Source organism: Streptomyces sp. NPDC052301, from assembly GCF_044593395.1.
Lineage (GTDB): Bacteria > Actinomycetota > Actinomycetes > Streptomycetales > Streptomycetaceae > Streptomyces.
The window spans coordinates 149,217-165,999 of sequence record NZ_JBIUBE010000011.1; the positions used below are offsets into that span (position 1 = coordinate 149,217).

General features: G+C 68.4%; 16 protein-coding genes. 9 read left to right on the plus strand and 7 right to left on the minus strand.

The window, feature by feature from the left end; genetic code table 11:
• Positions 1-135: 135 nt before the first annotated feature.
• Both dnaN and dnaA read right to left on the minus strand, forming a co-directional pair.
• Positions 136-1,266: a DNA polymerase III subunit beta gene (gene dnaN / locus ACIHEJ_RS28565; protein ID WP_391845971.1), complete on the minus strand. Its 1,131-nt coding sequence runs from the start codon at positions 1,264-1,266 to the stop codon at positions 136-138.
• Between the two features lie 1,041 nt (positions 1,267-2,307).
• Entirely contained in the window at positions 2,308-4,344 is a 2,037-nt protein-coding gene (gene dnaA, locus ACIHEJ_RS28570) for a chromosomal replication initiator protein DnaA (RefSeq protein ID WP_400139756.1), read from the minus strand.
• Between the two features lie 374 nt (positions 4,345-4,718).
• Between dnaA and rpmH the strand changes: the two genes are divergently transcribed.
• The 9 genes from rpmH to ACIHEJ_RS28615 all read left to right on the plus strand — a co-directional run bounded on the left by rpmH (position 4,719) and on the right by ACIHEJ_RS28615 (position 11,731).
• The gene (gene rpmH, locus ACIHEJ_RS28575; RefSeq protein ID WP_003956500.1) at positions 4,719-4,856 is read left to right on the plus strand and encodes a 50S ribosomal protein L34; all 138 of its coding nucleotides are present in this window, start codon (positions 4,719-4,721) and stop codon (positions 4,854-4,856) included.
• 21 nt (positions 4,857-4,877) lie between these two features.
• Positions 4,878-5,249 carry a ribonuclease P protein component gene (rnpA, locus tag ACIHEJ_RS28580; RefSeq protein ID WP_078611778.1) on the plus strand — a complete coding sequence of 124 codons (372 nt, stop codon included), beginning with the start codon at positions 4,878-4,880 and terminating at the stop codon, positions 5,247-5,249.
• Entirely contained in the window at positions 5,246-5,611 is a 366-nt protein-coding gene (gene yidD / locus ACIHEJ_RS28585) for a membrane protein insertion efficiency factor YidD (protein WP_400139759.1), read from the plus strand. The genes rnpA and yidD overlap by 4 nt, the downstream gene beginning before the upstream one ends.
• A gap of 3 nt (positions 5,612-5,614) precedes the next feature.
• Positions 5,615-6,898 (plus strand): membrane protein insertase YidC, encoded by a 1,284-nt coding sequence (gene yidC, locus ACIHEJ_RS28590; RefSeq protein ID WP_400139761.1) that lies wholly within the window; start codon positions 5,615-5,617, stop codon positions 6,896-6,898.
• A gap of 15 nt (positions 6,899-6,913) precedes the next feature.
• The gene (locus tag ACIHEJ_RS28595) at positions 6,914-7,426 is read left to right on the plus strand and encodes a protein jag (RefSeq protein ID WP_400139763.1); all 513 of its coding nucleotides are present in this window, start codon (positions 6,914-6,916) and stop codon (positions 7,424-7,426) included.
• A gap of 118 nt (positions 7,427-7,544) precedes the next feature.
• Positions 7,545-8,264: a 16S rRNA (guanine(527)-N(7))-methyltransferase RsmG gene (gene rsmG, locus ACIHEJ_RS28600; protein ID WP_400139765.1), complete on the plus strand. Its 720-nt coding sequence runs from the start codon at positions 7,545-7,547 to the stop codon at positions 8,262-8,264.
• Positions 8,265-8,596: 332 nt separating this feature from the next.
• A complete protein-coding gene (locus tag ACIHEJ_RS28605) occupies positions 8,597-9,670 on the plus strand; it encodes a ParA family protein (RefSeq protein ID WP_400139962.1) in 1,074 nt (357 codons plus the stop codon).
• Positions 9,667-10,791 (plus strand): ParB/RepB/Spo0J family partition protein, encoded by a 1,125-nt coding sequence (locus ACIHEJ_RS28610; protein ID WP_400139767.1) that lies wholly within the window; start codon positions 9,667-9,669, stop codon positions 10,789-10,791. Before ACIHEJ_RS28605 ends, ACIHEJ_RS28610 begins: the two co-directional genes overlap by 4 nt.
• A gap of 322 nt (positions 10,792-11,113) precedes the next feature.
• Positions 11,114-11,731, plus strand: a complete 618-nt coding sequence (locus tag ACIHEJ_RS28615) for a GNAT family N-acetyltransferase (protein ID WP_400139769.1) — start codon at positions 11,114-11,116, stop codon at positions 11,729-11,731.
• A gap of 74 nt (positions 11,732-11,805) precedes the next feature.
• Here ACIHEJ_RS28615 and trxA read toward each other — a convergent pair whose 3' ends face one another.
• From trxA to ACIHEJ_RS28640, 5 genes are all read right to left on the minus strand, one after another.
• On the minus strand, positions 11,806-12,138 hold the full coding sequence (gene trxA / locus ACIHEJ_RS28620; protein WP_366010329.1) for a thioredoxin: 333 nt from the start codon (positions 12,136-12,138) through the stop codon (positions 11,806-11,808).
• Positions 12,139-12,186: 48 nt separating this feature from the next.
• Entirely contained in the window at positions 12,187-13,158 is a 972-nt protein-coding gene (gene trxB / locus ACIHEJ_RS28625; protein WP_400139771.1) for a thioredoxin-disulfide reductase, read from the minus strand.
• 150 nt (positions 13,159-13,308) lie between these two features.
• Positions 13,309-14,208, minus strand: a complete 900-nt coding sequence (locus ACIHEJ_RS28630; protein ID WP_400139772.1) for an anti-sigma factor family protein — start codon at positions 14,206-14,208, stop codon at positions 13,309-13,311.
• Positions 14,205-14,930, minus strand: coding sequence for an RNA polymerase sigma factor SigM (sigM, locus tag ACIHEJ_RS28635; RefSeq protein ID WP_400139774.1), 726 nt, complete (start codon positions 14,928-14,930; stop codon positions 14,205-14,207). Before sigM ends, ACIHEJ_RS28630 begins: the two co-directional genes overlap by 4 nt.
• A gap of 26 nt (positions 14,931-14,956) precedes the next feature.
• Positions 14,957-16,672, minus strand: coding sequence for a protein kinase family protein (locus ACIHEJ_RS28640; protein WP_400139776.1), 1,716 nt, complete (start codon positions 16,670-16,672; stop codon positions 14,957-14,959).
• Positions 16,673-16,783 lie beyond the last annotated feature (111 nt).

Below are 16,783 nucleotides of genomic sequence, written 5' to 3' on the forward strand. Positions count from 1 at the left end.
GGGCATACGCGCTCATACGTGCCCCGCCTGACCTGCGGCTTTGCCACCGTGACCGCGGGCGCGACCTGTCCCACCGAGCCGCAGTGCCGGGCACCCACAGAAGACACCCGGCACTGTGCACACCTGTGGACGGCGTCAGCCGCTGAGCCGCACCGGCATGATCAGGTACTTGTAGGCGTCGTCGGCCTCCGCGTCCACCGCCGGCTTCCCGCTCAGCAGCGCCGGCTTCGTGGACGTCGTGAACGACAGCTGCGCCACCGGCGAGTCGATCGCGCTCAGACCGTCCAGCAGGAACGTCGGGTTGAAGGCGATCGAGATGTCGTCGCCCTCCAGCTGGGCGTCCACCCTTTCCACAGCCTGTGCGTCGTCGCTGGACCCGGCCTCGAGGATCAGCACGCCCTGCTCGAAGCTCAGCCGCACCGGCGTGTTCCGCTCGGCCACCAGCGCCACACGCTTGACGGCCTCCACGAAGGGCGCGGTCTCGATCACCGCGACGGAGTTGAACTCGGTCGGGAACAGCGTCCGGTACTTCGGCAGGTCGCCCTCGAGCAGCCGCGTGGTGGTACGGCGCCCCGCGCCCTCGAAACCGATCAGCCCCTCGCCCGCGCCGGAGCCGGACAGCGCGAGGATGACGCTGTCACCGCTGGTCAGGGCCTTGGCGGTGTCCTGGAGCGTCTTGGCGGGCACCAGGGCGACGGCGGAGACGTCCGGGTTCTCCGGCTTCCACAGGAACTCGCGGACCGCGAAGCGGTAGCGGTCGGTGGAGGCCAGGGTGACCGTGTCGCCCTCGATCTCGATGCGCACACCGGTGAGGACAGGCAGCGTGTCATCGCGGCCGGCCGCGATGGCCACCTGGGAGACGGCGGCGGCGAAGACCTCGCCGGGGACGGTGCCCGTCGCGTTCGGCATCTGCGGCAGTGACGGGTACTCCTCCACAGGCAGGGTGTGGAGTGTGAATCGCGAGGAGCCGCAGACCACGGTCGCCCGTACACCGTCTGTGGAAATCTCCACCGGGCGGTTGGGGAGGGCGCGCGAGATGTCCGCGAGCAGACGGCCGGAGACGAGGACGGTGCCCTCCTCCTCGACCTCGGCCTCGACGTTGACCCGTGCGGAGACCTCGTAGTCGAAGCTCGACAGGCTCAGCTGACCGTCCTCGGCCTTCAGCAGCAGGCCGGCGAGGACAGGCGCCGGCGGACGGGCCGGGAGGCTGCGTGCCGCCCAGGCCACTGCCTCCGCGAGTACGTCGCGTTCCACCCGGATCTTCACCGTAAGCCGCCTCCTGCTGCTGTTGCTTCTGAGTCCTCCGACTCGGTGTCACCGCCCACTGCGACGGGCAGGACACCGGGGACCAGTCTGACGCACCGCACTGACAGTAGGTGCCTGTCGGGGTCAAGTCGCTCCGAGGGGCAGCCGGGCTCGAGAGGGCGAGTTGTGCACAGGCCCCGCTTCCAAACGATTGCCGAGCTCTCTCTAGTCGGGAGTAGTAGTAGGGCCTGTGGATACCGTGGATAACCACGTTTGCCCAGCTCAGCACGGAAATTTTGTCCACTGCCCCTGTGGGTGACACCAGTGGACAACCGGGGCTCTCTGTGGAGAACGGAAAGTTCTGCACACCTCGCCCACAGCCTGAGGGCAGTTCTCCCCAGCTGTGTCCCCAGGTTTACCCACGTTTCCCACACCCCAATCCGGCACCTTCGTGTGACGCCTTTCACTCGATGCGGTGAGGAGGTGCGTCGGGTTGCCGAACAGTGGACAGCCATGTGGAGAAGCAGGCGATCACTGGGGACAACCGCCCCCAGCCTGTGGGTTGCCCGTGGACAACTCCGTGCACAGCCTGTGGATCTACGCGTTGTCCACAGTCTGTGGAGATCCTTCGTCCACGATTCCACAGGCCTCTGAGCTGGGCGAACTCGGTATGAACAGGGTCCCTGTGGACGCCGTTCGGGACAACTTGGCGGTCCCCAGGATGTGGAGGGAAGAAAGTCACCGAATCTGTGGAGAGTGGCCGTAACCCACCAGAAAATCGAACACCGGGGAGCGAACATGGAACGTCGCCCCGCGCGCGCGAAGCTCCCGCAGCCCCCTCGGCCACGGCGCCGGGACGGCGTCCACCCGGCAGCGGCGGGGCGCACGGCAGCGGCCCGACGTGAAGCAGCGGCACCTCGTCGGTGCGGGCGAGGGAAGCCCCCCCGGCCCAGCGCCGGCAGCGGCCACGGAGCAGCCGACGAAAACACGAAGGGCGCCCCGGGGTGTCCCGAGGCGCCCTCACGCCGGCACAGCCGGCCTCAGCCGTGCGGCGGCCGCACGTCAGCCGTTCTTGATCCGGTTCGTCAGCTCCGTCACCTGGTTGTAGATGGACCGCCGCTCAGCCATCAACGCCCGGATCTTCCGGTCGGCATGCATCACGGTCGTATGGTCCCGCCCCCCGAACTGCGCCCCGATCTTCGGCAGCGACAGATCCGTCAGCTCACGGCACAGATACATGGCGATCTGCCGCGCGGTGACCAGCGCACGCCCGCGCGAGGTCCCGCACAGATCCTCCACCGTCAGCCCGAAGTAGTCCGCGGTCGCCGCCATGATCGCCGTCGCCGTGATCTCGGGCGCGGAGTCCTCCCCACCCGGGATCAGGTCCTTCAAAACGATCTCGGTGAGACCCAGGTCCACCGGCTGCCGGTTGAGCGAGGCGAACGCCGTCACCCGGATCAGCGCACCCTCCAGCTCACGGATGTTCCGCGAGATCCGGGAGGCGATGAACTCCAGCACCTCCGGCGGGGCGTTCAGCTGCTCCTGCACCGCCTTCTTCCGGAGAATCGCGATACGCGTCTCCAGCTCGGGCGGCTGGACGTCGGTGATCAGGCCCCACTCGAAGCGGTTCCGCAGCCGGTCCTCCAGCGTGACCAGCTGCTTGGGCGGCCGGTCGCTGGACAGCACGATCTGCTTGTTGGCGTTGTGCAGCGTGTTGAAGGTGTGGAAGAACTCCTCCTGCGTCGACTCCTTGTCCGCGAGGAACTGGATGTCGTCGACGAGCAGGATGTCCATCTCCCGGTACCGCTTGCGGAAGCTGTCGCCCTTGCCGTCGCGGATGGAGTTGATGAACTCGTTGGTGAACTCCTCCGAGCTCACGTACCGCACGCGCGTGCCCGGGTAGAGGCTGCGCGCGTAGTGCCCGATGGCGTGCAGCAGGTGGGTCTTGCCGAGCCCCGACTCCCCGTAGATGAACAGGGGGTTGTAGGCCTTCGCCGGTGCCTCGGCGACGGCCACCGCGGCCGCGTGCGCGAACCGGTTGGAGGCGCCGATGACGAACGTGTCGAAGAGGTACTTCGGGTTCAGGCGTGCGGTCGGCTCGCCGGGCCCGCTCGCCGGCGCCGGTTTCGCGGCCGACGGGCCGGGGGCGCCGGGCCCGGGCAGGTCCGGACGCCCCGGTCCGCCGCGGTGCGCCGGGCCGCCGCCGGTGGGCTGCTCGGGGAGCTCACGGCGGACGGGATCACGCTGGTCGTACTCGGTCCGCGACGGGTCGTACTCGGATCGGCCCGTGTCGTAGCCGGGACGCCCCGATTCGTACTCGGATCGGCCGGAGTCGTAGTCCGGACGCCCGGTGTCGTAGTCGGGACGGCCGGTGTCGTAGTCGGACCGGGACGGCTCGTACTCGCCGCGCGGGCCGTCGTACTCGCCGCGCTGCTTGTCGTACCCCGGCCGGTCCATGCCCTTCGAGCGGTAGTCCTGGGACGGCGAGCCGTAGGCGTCCGGCCCGGAGCCGTAGCCGTCCTGGGACGACGGCGACGCGTACGGGTCGCGTTCGGGGAAGCCGAGCCGCGGCTGCTGCCAGCCGTAGTCGTCCTGCGTGGAACGCGGCCAGGCGCCGGGCTCCGGACGCTGGTACTCGGACGGGTAGGCCGGGCGTGCGGTGGGCAGCTGGTCCGCGCGGGACGGCGGCTCACCGCCCGGCAGCTGATCGGGTGCGCGGTGGCGGCCGTAACCCTCGTACGGGGCGGAGGGCAGCTCCGGCTCCTCGTAGCGCGGCTTGGGCTGCTGCTGCACGGGCGGCGCGGCGGGCGCCGGCGGCTCGCCCGCGGAGTCGTCCACGGTGATCGCGATGCGGATGGGGCGGCCGCACTCGCGGCTCAGGGTCTCGCTGACGATCGGCGCGAGACGGCCCTCCAGTACGCCCTTCGCAAATTCGTTCGGCACGGCGAGCAAGGCGGTGTCCGCCACCAGCGCGAGCGGCTGGCAGCGCCGGATCCAGTGTTCGTCCTTCGACTCGACACCCTGACCGCGGCCCTCCCCGAGGAGCTGCTCCAGTACTCGTGGCCACACTGCGGCAAGATCGGCAGGTACGTCAGCCACAGGGCACGCTCTCTCACAGGTCCCTCGAACGTGTGGTTCGGGGACGGGTCGGGATGAATATCGGGTCGGCTGGGGATAAAGGAACGAATCGGAGTCCAGCCACGGTAGTCAGCGCGGCGGGTACGGTTCAAGTTGTTGTCCCCAGCCTGTGGATAGTGTCTCCCAGCGGCGCCAGTTTGACCGGATGGCGCAGCCCCGCGTACCGTAACCAGGTCGAGTTGTCGATGGCTGCTGCCGCCTGCCTACCGATGGGCACAGGTCACGTCAGGTGATCGGGAAGCGGTGCAATCGGGCGTGACGCGAGCTACTCGTGGGCGCACGGTGACAGCCAGGACGGCACCCCGCCACTACCGATTCTTTTCTGGAGCCCCCGAGTGAGCAAGCGCACCTTCCAGCCGAACAACCGTCGTCGCGCCAAGACCCACGGCTTCCGGCTGCGTATGCGCACCCGTGCCGGCCGCGCGATTCTCGCGTCTCGCCGTAGCAAGGGTCGCGCCCGCCTGTCCGCCTGATTCCGATCAGGTCATGACGTCGTGCTGCCCACCGAGAACCGGCTGAGGCGGCGCGAGGACTTCGCGACCGCGGTACGACGGGGTCGTCGGGCAGGTCGCCCGACCCTCGTCGTCCACCTTCGTAGCGGTGCCACGGACCCGCACGCGCCAGGGGAGAGCGCTCCCCCGACGCGTGCGGGTTTCGTCGTGAGCAAGGCTGTGGGTGGAGCGGTCGTGCGCAACACAGTGAAGCGCAGACTGCGTCATCTGATGCGTGACCGAGTCGCCCTGTTTCCCCCCGGTAGCCTGGTAGTCGTACGAGCGCTGCCCGGAGCGGGCGACGCAGACCATGCACAGCTGGCCCGAGACCTGGACGCCGCCCTTCAGCGGCTGCTGGGAGGGGGCGCGCGATGAAGTACCCGCTACTGGCTCTGATCAAGCTGTACCAGTGGACGATCAGTCCGCTGCTCGGGCCGGTGTGCAAGTACTACCCGTCGTGCTCCCACTACGGCTACACGGCCATCGACCGGCACGGTGCGATCAAGGGCACGGCACTCACCGCCTGGCGCATCCTCCGGTGCAATCCGTGGTCGCTCGGCGGTGTGGACCATGTTCCGCCGCGCAAGCGCCCGCGGTGGCACGAAATACTGCGCAACGCTTGGCGCGCACGCAGGGGCGGGCCCTCCGCCGCCGAACCGGCCAGCGAGGACAAGCTCACACCGGAGCTTCCTTCGAGCCCGGACGCAGAGACCTCGTCCCATGCCCAAGGAGCATGATTAGTGGACACGATTGCCAGCCTCTTCAGCTTTATCACGACACCCGTTTCCTGGGTCATCGTCCAGTTCCATGCGGTGTACGGCGCCATCTTCGGCCCCGACACCGGGTGGGCCTGGGGCCTGTCCATCGTGTCCCTCGTGATTCTGATCCGTATCTGCCTGATCCCGCTCTTCGTGAAGCAGATCAAGGCGACCCGGGCCATGCAGACGCTCCAGCCCGAGATGAAGAAGATCCAGGAGCGCTACAAGAACGACAAGCAGCGTCAGTCCGAAGAGATGATGAAGCTGTACAAGGAGTCGGGCACCAACCCGCTCTCCTCGTGCCTTCCCATCCTGGCGCAGTCCCCGTTCTTCTTCGCCCTGTACCACGTGCTCAACGGCATCGCCTCGGGCACGACCATCGGCGTCATCAACGAGTCGCTGCTGGCCAGCGCCCGTAAGGCGCACATCTTCGGTGCCCCCCTCGCCGCGAAGTTCAAGGACAGCGCCGACACCGTCCACGCTCTGGGCGCGACGGTCACCGATGTGCGGGTCGTCACCGCACTCATGATCGTCCTGATGTCGGCGTCGCAGTTCTACACGCAGCGCCAGCTGATGACGAAGAACGTCGACACCACGGTCAAGACGCCGTTCATGCAGCAGCAGAAGATGCTGATGTACGTCTTCCCGGTGATGTTCGCCGTCTTCGGTATCAACTTCCCGGTCGGTGTCCTCGTCTACTGGCTGACCACCAACGTGTGGACCATGGGCCAGCAGATGTACGTCATCCACAACAACCCGACCCCGGGTTCCAAGGCTCAGGCCGCCTACCTGGAGCGTCTGACCAAGCACGTCACGCACCACGGCAAGGTCCGTCGCCGCAGCGAGAAGACGATCGTCAAGGCGATCGTCGCCAAGGGCCGCGACCGCAACGAGTTCGAGCGCAAGTTCATCAACGCCCTGAACAAGGCCGGCCTCGCCGCCCAGGCCGACGGCACCGTGGAGAAGAGCACGGCCCAGGCAGCGGCGCAGACCGAGGACGGTGCGGCCACCACCACGGGCGCCGCCGGCACCGCCACCGCCGCCCGGCGTCAGCAGCCCAAGCGCCAGAGCAAATCCCAGCGTCAGTCCGGCGGGGCCAAGCAGGCGGGCGACTCCCTCTCGCTGGAGAAGTCCGACGAGCCCGAGGACGCCAAGCCCGCCGCTGCCCAGCAGCCCCAGAAGCCCGGCTCCGGCACCCGCAGCAAGGCCCAGTCCGGCCAGCGCAAGGGTGGCCCGCAGCGGCCCAAGTCCCCGTCCAAGAAGTAAGAAGGAGCCCATCCCGTGACGGAAGGCACCACCTCCGCCGCTGCCGAGGGTGCAGACACCCTCACCCGCCTGGAGCAGGAGGGTGAGATCGCAGCGGACTACCTGGAGGGTCTGCTGGACATCGCCGACCTCGACGGCGACATCGACATGGATGTCGAGGCCGATCGCGCCTCCGTGTCGATCATCAGCGACACCGGCAGCCGTGACCTGCAGAAGCTGGTCGGCCGGGACGGCGAGGTGCTGGAGGCACTGCAGGAGCTGACGCGCCTGGCCGTGCACCGGGAGACCGGTGACCGCAGCCGGCTGATGCTGGACATCGCGGGATACCGGGCCCACAAGCGGTCCGAGCTGTCGGAGCTGGGCGCCAAGGCCGCCGCCGAGGTGAAGAGCACCGGCGAGCCCGTCAAGCTGAAGCCGATGACGCCGTTCGAGCGCAAGGTCGTGCACGACGCGGTCAAGGCCGCGGGACTGCGCAGCGAGTCCGAGGGCGAGGAGCCGCAGCGGTTCGTCGTCGTGCTGCCCGCCTGATCGGCACCCCACGTTTCACCGGCCCCGTCTGTAGAGCAGGCGGGGCCGAACTTTGTCAGCCTGGTAGTTCTGGTGGCCGGTGCGCGAAGCGCCGGCGCTGTACGGAAGGACGGTCCCCGTGACGGAGGCAGCGGAGCTTCCCCCCGCGCCCGAACAGGCGCGGGAAGTGTTTGGTGATCGCTTCGCCGATGCGGTCCGCTACGCGGAGCTGCTCGCCGAGGCAGGCGTGCAGCGTGGCCTGATCGGCCCGCGGGAAGTACCCCGCCTGTGGGAGCGGCACCTGCTGAACTGTGCGGTGCTCTCGGAGGCGGTCCCCGAGGGAGTGACGGTCTGCGACGTCGGTTCCGGCGCGGGGCTTCCTGGTATCCCGCTGGCCCTGGTCCGGGACGACCTGAACATCACCCTGCTGGAGCCGCTCCTGCGGCGCACCAATTTCCTCACCGAGGTCGTCGAGCTGCTCGGCCTGGATCATGTCACCGTGGTGCGTGGGCGTGCCGAGGAGGTCATGGGCAAGCTGCCGCCGGTGCATGTGGTGACGGCCCGTGCGGTGGCGCCGCTGGACCGTCTGGCCACCTGGGGGATCCCGCTGCTGCGCCCGTACGGCGAGATGCTCGCGCTCAAGGGCGATACCGCCGAGGAGGAGCTGAAGGCAGCGGCGACCGCACTAGCCAAGCTCGGTGCGGTGGAGACGTCCATCCTGCATGTGGGTGAGGGCGTCGTGGATCCGCTGTCCACCGTCGTGCGGGTCGAGGTCGGCGAGAGCCCGGGCGGTGTGCGGTTCGCGGCGAAGCGTGCCAAGGCCGCACGGACAGGGCGGGCACGCAGGCGTCGTGGATGACCGGGGACGGCGGCGCTTCGAGCGCCGCTGATCCGTCCTGACGACGAGACGTACTCCACACAAGCCTCCAAACCCACGCGAGTCGGAGTGTCGCGGAGATCCGGCCGCCGACGCTGTGCATCGTGTTTCACGTGAAACGTCGCTCACTGCTGCACGGCATCATCAGTCGCGGCCGGGCCGCGGCCGAACCGCGCGACCGGAAGCCTCTCGGCTCACTGGGAGAGGACCCCGAAACTCGGGAGACTCCACCCCCTAGGAGGGGTACCGAGTTGTCCACAGAGGTGGATTTCTCCACAGAACACCAGGCCTCACTGGTTCATGACCCCGAAGACATGGGAGGCTCTGTTCATTGCGAGCCTGAAGTCGAGGAGAGTGAATCCGTGCGGTCCGACGCCAACATCGCGGGACCGATGGCCGATCCGGTCCCCGGTCCCCGTACCGAGTCGATGGGGGCGGATGTTTCACGTGAAACACCGCCTCCGATGGACGACACTCCGATCGGCCGTGCGGCCCAACTGGCGGTCGAGGCTCTCGGCCGCGCCGGCGAAGGCCTTCCGCGACCGGAGCAGACCCGCGTCATCGTGGTCGCCAACCAGAAGGGTGGCGTGGGCAAGACGACGACGACCGTCAACCTTGCCGCTTCGCTGGCTCTGCACGGCGGCCGTGTCCTGGTGATCGACCTCGACCCGCAAGGCAACGCGTCCACGGCGCTCGGGATCGACCATCACGCCGAAGTCCCCTCCATCTATGACGTGCTGGTGGAGAGCAAGCCCCTGGCCGAGGTCGTCCAGCCCGTCCCTGACGTCGAAGGCCTCTTCTGTGCCCCCGCCACCATCGATCTCGCCGGTGCGGAGATCGAGTTGGTGTCCCTGGTGGCCCGGGAGAGCCGGCTGCAGCGGGCGATCCAGGCGTACGAGCAGCCGCTGGACTACATCCTCATCGACTGTCCGCCGTCGCTGGGCCTGTTGACCGTCAACGCCCTGGTAGCCGGCCAGGAGGTCCTCATCCCGATCCAGTGCGAGTACTACGCGCTGGAGGGTCTGGGCCAGCTGCTGCGCAACGTCGATCTGGTGCGGGGGCACCTCAACCCCACGCTGCATGTGTCGACCATCCTGCTCACCATGTACGACGGCCGGACGCGCCTTGCCTCCCAGGTCGCGGACGAGGTGCGCACCCACTTCGGCGACGAGGTGCTGCGGACGAGTATTCCCCGCTCGGTCCGTATCTCCGAGGCGCCGAGTTACGGGCAGACGGTGCTGACTTACGATCCAGGTTCGAGCGGCGCCCTCTCCTACCTGGAGGCGGCCCGAGAAATCGCGCTGAAAGGCATCGGCATCAGCTACGACGCGAGCCATGCCCATATCGGCGCCCAGAACGACCCGAGCATGGTGGAGGGCATCCAGTGAGCGAGCGACGGAGGGGGCTGGGCCGTGGTCTCGGCGCACTGATCCCCGCTGCCCCGACCCCGGCCGAGAAGCCCCCGGCGCAGGCAGCGATGGGGGGAGGAGTATCCGCCTCCCCCGCGGCCGTTCCGGTGTTGACGAGCGACCGGGGAATCGCCGCGGCGAAGGTGGCGACCCTGCCGCCTGTTTCACATGAAACCGAGGAGCCCTCGGCAAGCCTGGTCGCGGAGACGCCCGCGCCCCCGGTGGGTGCCCACTTCGCCGAGATCCCCCTCGACGACATCACGCCGAATCCCCGGCAGCCCCGTGACATCTTCGACGAGGATGCGCTGCAGGAACTGGTGACCTCCATCCAGGAGGTCGGTCTGCTGCAGCCCGTCGTGGTGCGGCAGCTGGGACCGGCCCGCTATGAGTTGATCATGGGTGAGCGGCGCTGGCGGGCCTGCCGTGAGGCGGGCCTGGAGGCCATCCCGGCCATCGTCCGGGCCACGGACGACGAAAAGCTCCTCCTGGACGCCCTGCTGGAGAACCTGCACCGGGCGCAGCTGAACCCGATCGAAGAGGCGGCCGCCTATGACCAGCTGCTGAAGGACTTCAACTGCACCCATGACCAGCTGGCCGACCGGATCGGGCGTTCCCGTCCGCAGGTCTCCAACACGCTGCGTCTGCTGAAGCTGTCGCCGACGGTGCAGAAGAGGGTCGCTGCCGGTGTGCTCTCCGCAGGCCACGCCCGGGCGCTGCTGTCCGTGGCGGACTCGGAGGAGCAGGACCGGTTGGCCCATCGCATCGTCGCCGAGGGGCTGTCGGTGCGGGCTGTCGAGGAGATCGTGACCCTCATGGGCTCGCGGCCCCAGAAGCCTCAGCGATCCAAGGGCCCGCGTGCCGGGTCCCGGCTCAACCCGGCACTGAACGAGCTGGCGACCCGCCTGTCGGACCGCTTCGAGACCCGGGTGAAGGTCGACCTCGGGCAGAAGAAGGGCAAGATCACCGTCGAGTTCGCGTCCGTGGAGGACCTGGAGCGCATCCTGAGCACCCTCGCTCCGGGTGAGGGCCGTGTCCTGCAGCAGGAGTTCGAGGACGGCGCGGAGAACGTGCTGAGCGCGGCGGAGGAGCACGGCGACTGAGCCACGGACGATCCCACGCGGCCGTGACGGAGCGGGCCGTGTCCGGTGTGTACCGGAACACGGTCCGCTCTTTGCTTTGAGGCGGTATCGAGCGAATCTCAACGTGGATACGATGCGAACGGGTATGGCGCATCCACCGGACAGCATCTGGATCTCTGAGTGGGGAGACGGGGGCCATGCGATCGATGAGCCGCACCGGACTGGTGAGCGCGGGCCTGAGCCTGGGAGCGGTCGGCGGATTCGTCGGCAGCCTGCTCAGGGAGCGAAGCGCTCTGAGCGCAGCCCGCGATGCGACGGGCGAGGGAAGCGAGGAAGATCCTTCATGGGGCGTCGGCTCGTGCCGCTCACGCTGGACAACCTTCAGGACCTTCCCCAGCGCTGTCGCTCGTGTGTCTTCTGGGAGCTGGACCCTGTCAGCGGCGAAGCGGCGGTGAAGGCGGGCAGGTCCGCCCTGCAGAAGGAAGCCTGGATCTCCGCCGTCCTGCTGGACTGGGGCTCATGCGGTCGGCTCGTGTATGTGGACGACGTGCCGGTGGGGTTCGTGCTCTACGCTCCTCCGGCCTACGTCCCGCGCTCCACGGCCTTCCCTACGAGCCCGGTGTCGCCGGACGCCGTCCAGCTGATGACGGCCTTCGTCATGCCCGGCTATCAGGGGCAGGGGCTGGGCCGAGTGCTGGTGCAGACGGTCGCCAAGGATCTGCTGCGCCGGGGCTTCAAGGCGATCGAGGCCTTCGGCGACGCCCGCTGGAAAGAGCCCGCCTGTCTGCTGCCCGCAGACCATCTTCTGGCCGTGGGCTTCAAGACGGTCCGACAGCACCCGACGCATCCCCGGCTGCGGCTGGAGCTGCGGTCGACGCTCTCCTGGAAGGAAGACGTGGAGATGGCGCTGGACCGGCTTCTCGGGGCGGTCCAGAAGGAACCGGCACTCAGGCCGCTGTAGCTGGTGTCAGCGGAGGGACATAAGCGAATGGGCCAACCCAGGCGGGTTGGCCCATTCGTGTTTCACGTGAAACGTCACTCAGCGATGAACTCTTCGAGGTCGCGGACGAGCGCGGCCTTCGGCTTGGCGCCGACGATCGTCTTGACGACCTCCCCGCCCTGGTAGACGTTCAGGGTCGGGATGGACATGACGCCGTACTTGGCCGCCGTACCCGGGTTCTCGTCGATGTTCAGCTTGACGATCTCGATCTTGCCGCCGTGCTCGGCGGCGATCGCCTCGAGGGACGGAGCGATCTGGCGGCAGGGGCCGCACCAGTCGGCCCAGAAGTCCACCAGGACGGGCTTGTCGCTCTTGAGGACGTCCTGCTCGAAGGAGTCGTCGGTCACATGCTTCAGGGTGCCGGCCACAGCGGGCTCCTTACCTTGATCGTACGGTGGGGCGGGGAACGGGGAAGATCAGACGGCGGCGGACTTCTCGGGCTCCGCCTTGTCCTCGTCCGCGAGGGCAGAGAGGAACCGCTCGGCGTCCAGGGCCGCAGAGCAGCCGGTGCCGGCCGCGGTGATCGCCTGGCGGTACGTGTGGTCGACCACGTCACCGGCGGCGAAGACACCGGTCACGTTGGTGCGGGTGGAGGGGGAGGCGACCTTCAGGTAGCCCTCCTCGTCCAGGTCCAGCTGGCCCTTGAACAGCTCGGTGCGCGGATCGTGGCCGATCGCGATGAACAGGCCCGTCACGGGCAGGTCGGACAGCTCGCCGGTCTTGACGTTGCGCAGCTTCAGGCCGGAGAGCTTCTGGTCGCCCTGGACCTCGGCGACCTCGCTGTCCCAGACGAACTTGATCTTCGGGTCACCGAAGGCACGCTCCTGCATCGCCTTGGAGGCGCGCAGCGTGTCCCGGCGGTGCACGATCGTCACGGACTTGGCGAACCGCGAGAGGAAGGTCGCCTCCTCCATCGCGGTGTCACCGCCGCCGATCACGGCGATGTCCTGGTCCTTGAAGAAGAACCCGTCGCAGGTGGCACACCAGGAGACACCCCGGCCGGACAGGGCGTCCTCGTTCGGCAGGCCCAGCTTGCGGTGCTGCGAGCCGGTGGTGACGATGACGGCCTTCGCCTGGTGGACGGTGCCGGCGGTGTCGGTGACGGTCTTGATCTCACCGCTCAGGTCGACGGAGACGACGTCGTCCGGGATGAGCTCGGCACCGAAGCGCTCAGCCTGCGCCCGCATGTTGTCCATGAGCTCAGGGCCCATGATGCCGTCGCGGAAGCCCGGGAAGTTCTCCACCTCGGTGGTGTTCATCAGGGCACCACCCGCGGTGACGGCACCCTCGAACACCAGGGGCTTCAGCGAGGCACGGGCGGTGTAGAGCGCCGCCGTGTAGCCTGCGGGCCCGGAGCCGATGATGATCACGTTACGGACGTCGCTCACGGCTTGATTCCTCGTCTCTGGTCTGCGTCAGTCGACCGGATGGGAGTCCCTTTCAGGACTCTCACCCCACCCAACGGATCCTACGGGGCGCGCATTCCCGTTGTGTCCGGGCACACGCACGGGGGTGACTGACAGCGCGGTCCAGCAGACTCAGTGCCGGGCGTAGGAGTGTTTCAGGAGGACCTTGCCGGCAGAGGCGGACTGCTGACGGACGCAGGACGCGTCGACGATGTAGGCCGTGACGCGGGCGTTGTCGTCGGTATCGGGCACCACGACCAGATAGGCGGACTTACCGTCGTACGTTCCCGTCTTGGCGCCCAGGACATCGTCTCCCCGGGGGAGCGTCCGTCGGACGCAGTCAGGAACGGCGGCGCTCCTCTGGATCAGGGTGTTCGCGCTCTCGCTGGATCCCGGGGTGTTCTGCTGGTCCTCGATACCCGACCGGGGCCGCTGCGTGGTACCCCGCTGGGGCTGGCTCTGGGTGGCGAGCAGCCCCTTCACCTGGCTCTGCAGGCTGGTGCCGGAGAAGGGACCCACCGAAGGAGTCGGCTTTGCGTGCGCGGTGGTGTCGGAGGAGTGGTCACCGAGCGACTGCAGCACGAGGGACCCCGCCCCCAGCACTGCGGCAGTGAGGACAGCCCCCAGAACCACACGCCTGCGACGCCGGCCCCGGCGACCGGGCCCGGTCGCCGCCTGCGGACGTCCGGCCGGCCGGTCGGAGGGGAGCGATGTTTCACGTGAAACATGCATGCTTTCGTGGAGGGAGGACTGCGGCTCCCCCGTCTCAGGAGCAGTGGCGCTCAGCAGTGCTTCGGCAGCGAGGGCAGCGTCGATACGACCGGCCACATCGGCCGGCATACGTTCCGCTCCCGATACGGTGCCCAGCAGCCCCCGGATCTCCTCCAGCGAGGCATGGACGTCCGCGCACAGCTCGCAGGCATCCAGATGGCGCCGTACGTCCGCGCTGCGGTCCGGGGGGAGGAGGCCTTCGGTGAGGTCGGAGATCTCCTCGACGTCCGGGTGCCCGGCCGTGTCCGTCGTGGAAGTCACGCTCGCCCACCTCCGCCCTTCACTACGGCTGAATCACTCGGTCCGGTGTCCCCGGGGCCTCTGCTCGGAGACTCCGTCGCCGGTGGGACGGATGTCCCCTGCATCCGGTTCCGTCCCGCGCCGGGTTCTTTTCCGCCTCCGGCGCTCTCGGGCCGTAGATGAGTGAGGAGGGGCAGCAGCCGCGCCCTTCCCCGGGCGCACCGGCTCTTCACCGTCCCTGTGGGCACATCGAGGATGCGAGCTGCTTCGGCGACCGGATACCCCTGCATGTCCACGAGGACCAGAGCAGCCCGCTGATCATGGGGAAGCGTGCCGAGCGCTTCGAAGAGCTGGCGCTGTACGTCGTTGCGTTCGGCCGGTGCAGAGGCCGACTCGTGCGGCTCCAGCAGCTGCTCCAGCCGTTCGGTGTCGTCGACCGGAGCGGTCTTCCGTGAGGCCGCCTTACGGGCACGGTCGAGGCACGCGTTCACCGTGATGCGGTGCAGCCATGTCGTGACGGCCGACTGCCCCCGGAAGGTGTGGGCGGCCCGATAGGCTGACACCAGCGCGTCCTGGACGGCGTCAGCGGCTTCCTCGCGGTCCCCGAGCGTACGCAGGGCGACAGCCCAGAGCCGGTCCCGATGCCGTCGCACGATCTCACCGAAGGCATCGGGATCGCCTTCCACATGGCGGGCGAGCAGATCCTTGTCGCTCACTCCGCCGTATCCGGCGTCCTCCGCCATCTGCCCCCTCCGGTCCGGGTGAGACGTCAGCCCGTGAACTTCACTTCGCCGATGGCCTGCTTCCAGCCGGCCCTGCTGTACAGGGTGGAGTCGTAGCCCGAGTTCGGCACGGCCGTCAGCCAGACGAGGACGTACTGCGTCTTGACCGACTTGGTCACCTTCACCGTGGCGGTGGTGCCCGTGGTCGTGACGCTGCCGATCTTCGTCATGGAGTCCAGCGACGCCGGCGTCAGCGAGTCCGCAGCGTACAGCTCGACCGTCGTGTGGTCACCGCCGTAACGCAGGTCGAGGGTGGCGGTGCTGAGCTTCTTCGCCGAGCCGAGGTCGTACACGATGCCGACGCCCGGCTTGTACGGCGCGATCGGTGGACCCTCGATGAAACTCTTGGTCTTCCAGTACGTCGACGGGTCGTTGTCGTAGGTCTTGGGCTCGGCGCCGGAGTTCTGGGGAGCGCCGTCGGCGACGAACTCCTGGCTGTTCTGGATCTTTATGGGTTGCGGCTTCGGCTTCGCGGCGCTCTTGTCGCCGTCGTTCGTCTCCTGGCTCTTGTGGGTGTCGTCCGACTTGGTGTGGTCCATCAGCGCGTCCGCCAGTTGCCAGCTGCCGAGGCCGAGGGCGGCGATGAGGAGCGCCGACACCGCCCACTTCAGGGCCTTGCCGGTGCGGCTCTGCAGCGGGGGCGGCGGCGGTGCGATCGGCTGGGAGGTGCCGGGCGGTGTGGGACGGCCGTACGTGCCCTGTTGGTAGGTGGTGCGCTGGTACTCCGGTGGTGCCGTGAACGCCGGCTCCGGCGGCCGGATGCGCGGCATCTCGCCGATCGCCTTCACCAGCTCCTCCGGCGTGGTGCACGGAGCCTCGTGCCGGGACGCGGTGGCGCCGTCGTTGACGAGGGCGCGCATGGTCAACTCGGACAGGCCGCGGTGGATCCCGGCCCGCACCTGGTCCGGAGCGATGAGACCGACGTCCTTGGGCAGCCCGGACAGGCCGTACGCGTCGTTCTCGTACGGCCAACGCTGGGTCAACGCCGCGTACAGCAGGGCGCCGATCGCCTCGGTGTCCGTGCGCTGCGGGGTGTCGGAGCTGATGCCGCGCAGCGCGGCGTTCACGGCGAGGCCGCGGATGCGCCACTGGCCGGACGAGGTGCGCAGGACCGCGTTGGGGTTCAGACGCAGATGGGCCAGGCCCTCGCGATGGGCGGCGGCCATGGCCGAGGCGATCTGACTGACCATCTGGTAGGCGTCGTGCGGCTCCAGGGGTCCGGCCGCGAGCAGCGTGGTCAGTTCCGTGGCATCGGGCAGCCACTCGTGTACGACGTAGACGAGGTCGTTCTCCTCGACGGCGTCGAGGACCTGGACGAAGCGCGGGTCGCCGAGCAGCGCGGAGGAGCGGGCGGCGGCCAGGACCGAACGGGCCCGGGCATGGTCTGCGGGCAGCACGTGGACGCCGACGGCACGACGGAGTTTCTCGTCGACCGCACGCCAACTGCTGAATCCGTCCAGACGGGTGACGCACTCCTCCAGCCGGTAGCGTCTGGCGAGCTTGTGACCGCTGTGCAGTTCGGGAGGCGAGGCCTTCTTCACGGAACCCTCGGTCCCGCCACTCACCTGTGCCTCGTCGCTGTCCGTGTCCCGCTCCGGGTTCTTGGCCACCCCGTCGGCCGTGGACTGGTCCGCCTTGGCGGTCAGCGGCTGCTCACCGCTGTTGTCTGCCACGTCGACGGCAGCTGTGCTCCGTTCCGCCACCGTCGTCCCTGCCTCCCCATCCGTTGCGCGCTGTCCGACGCCGAAACCAATTGTGCCCACAGTCTGCCGCTATGCACGACACACAGCTGCCGACGATGGTTGTGCGCCTAC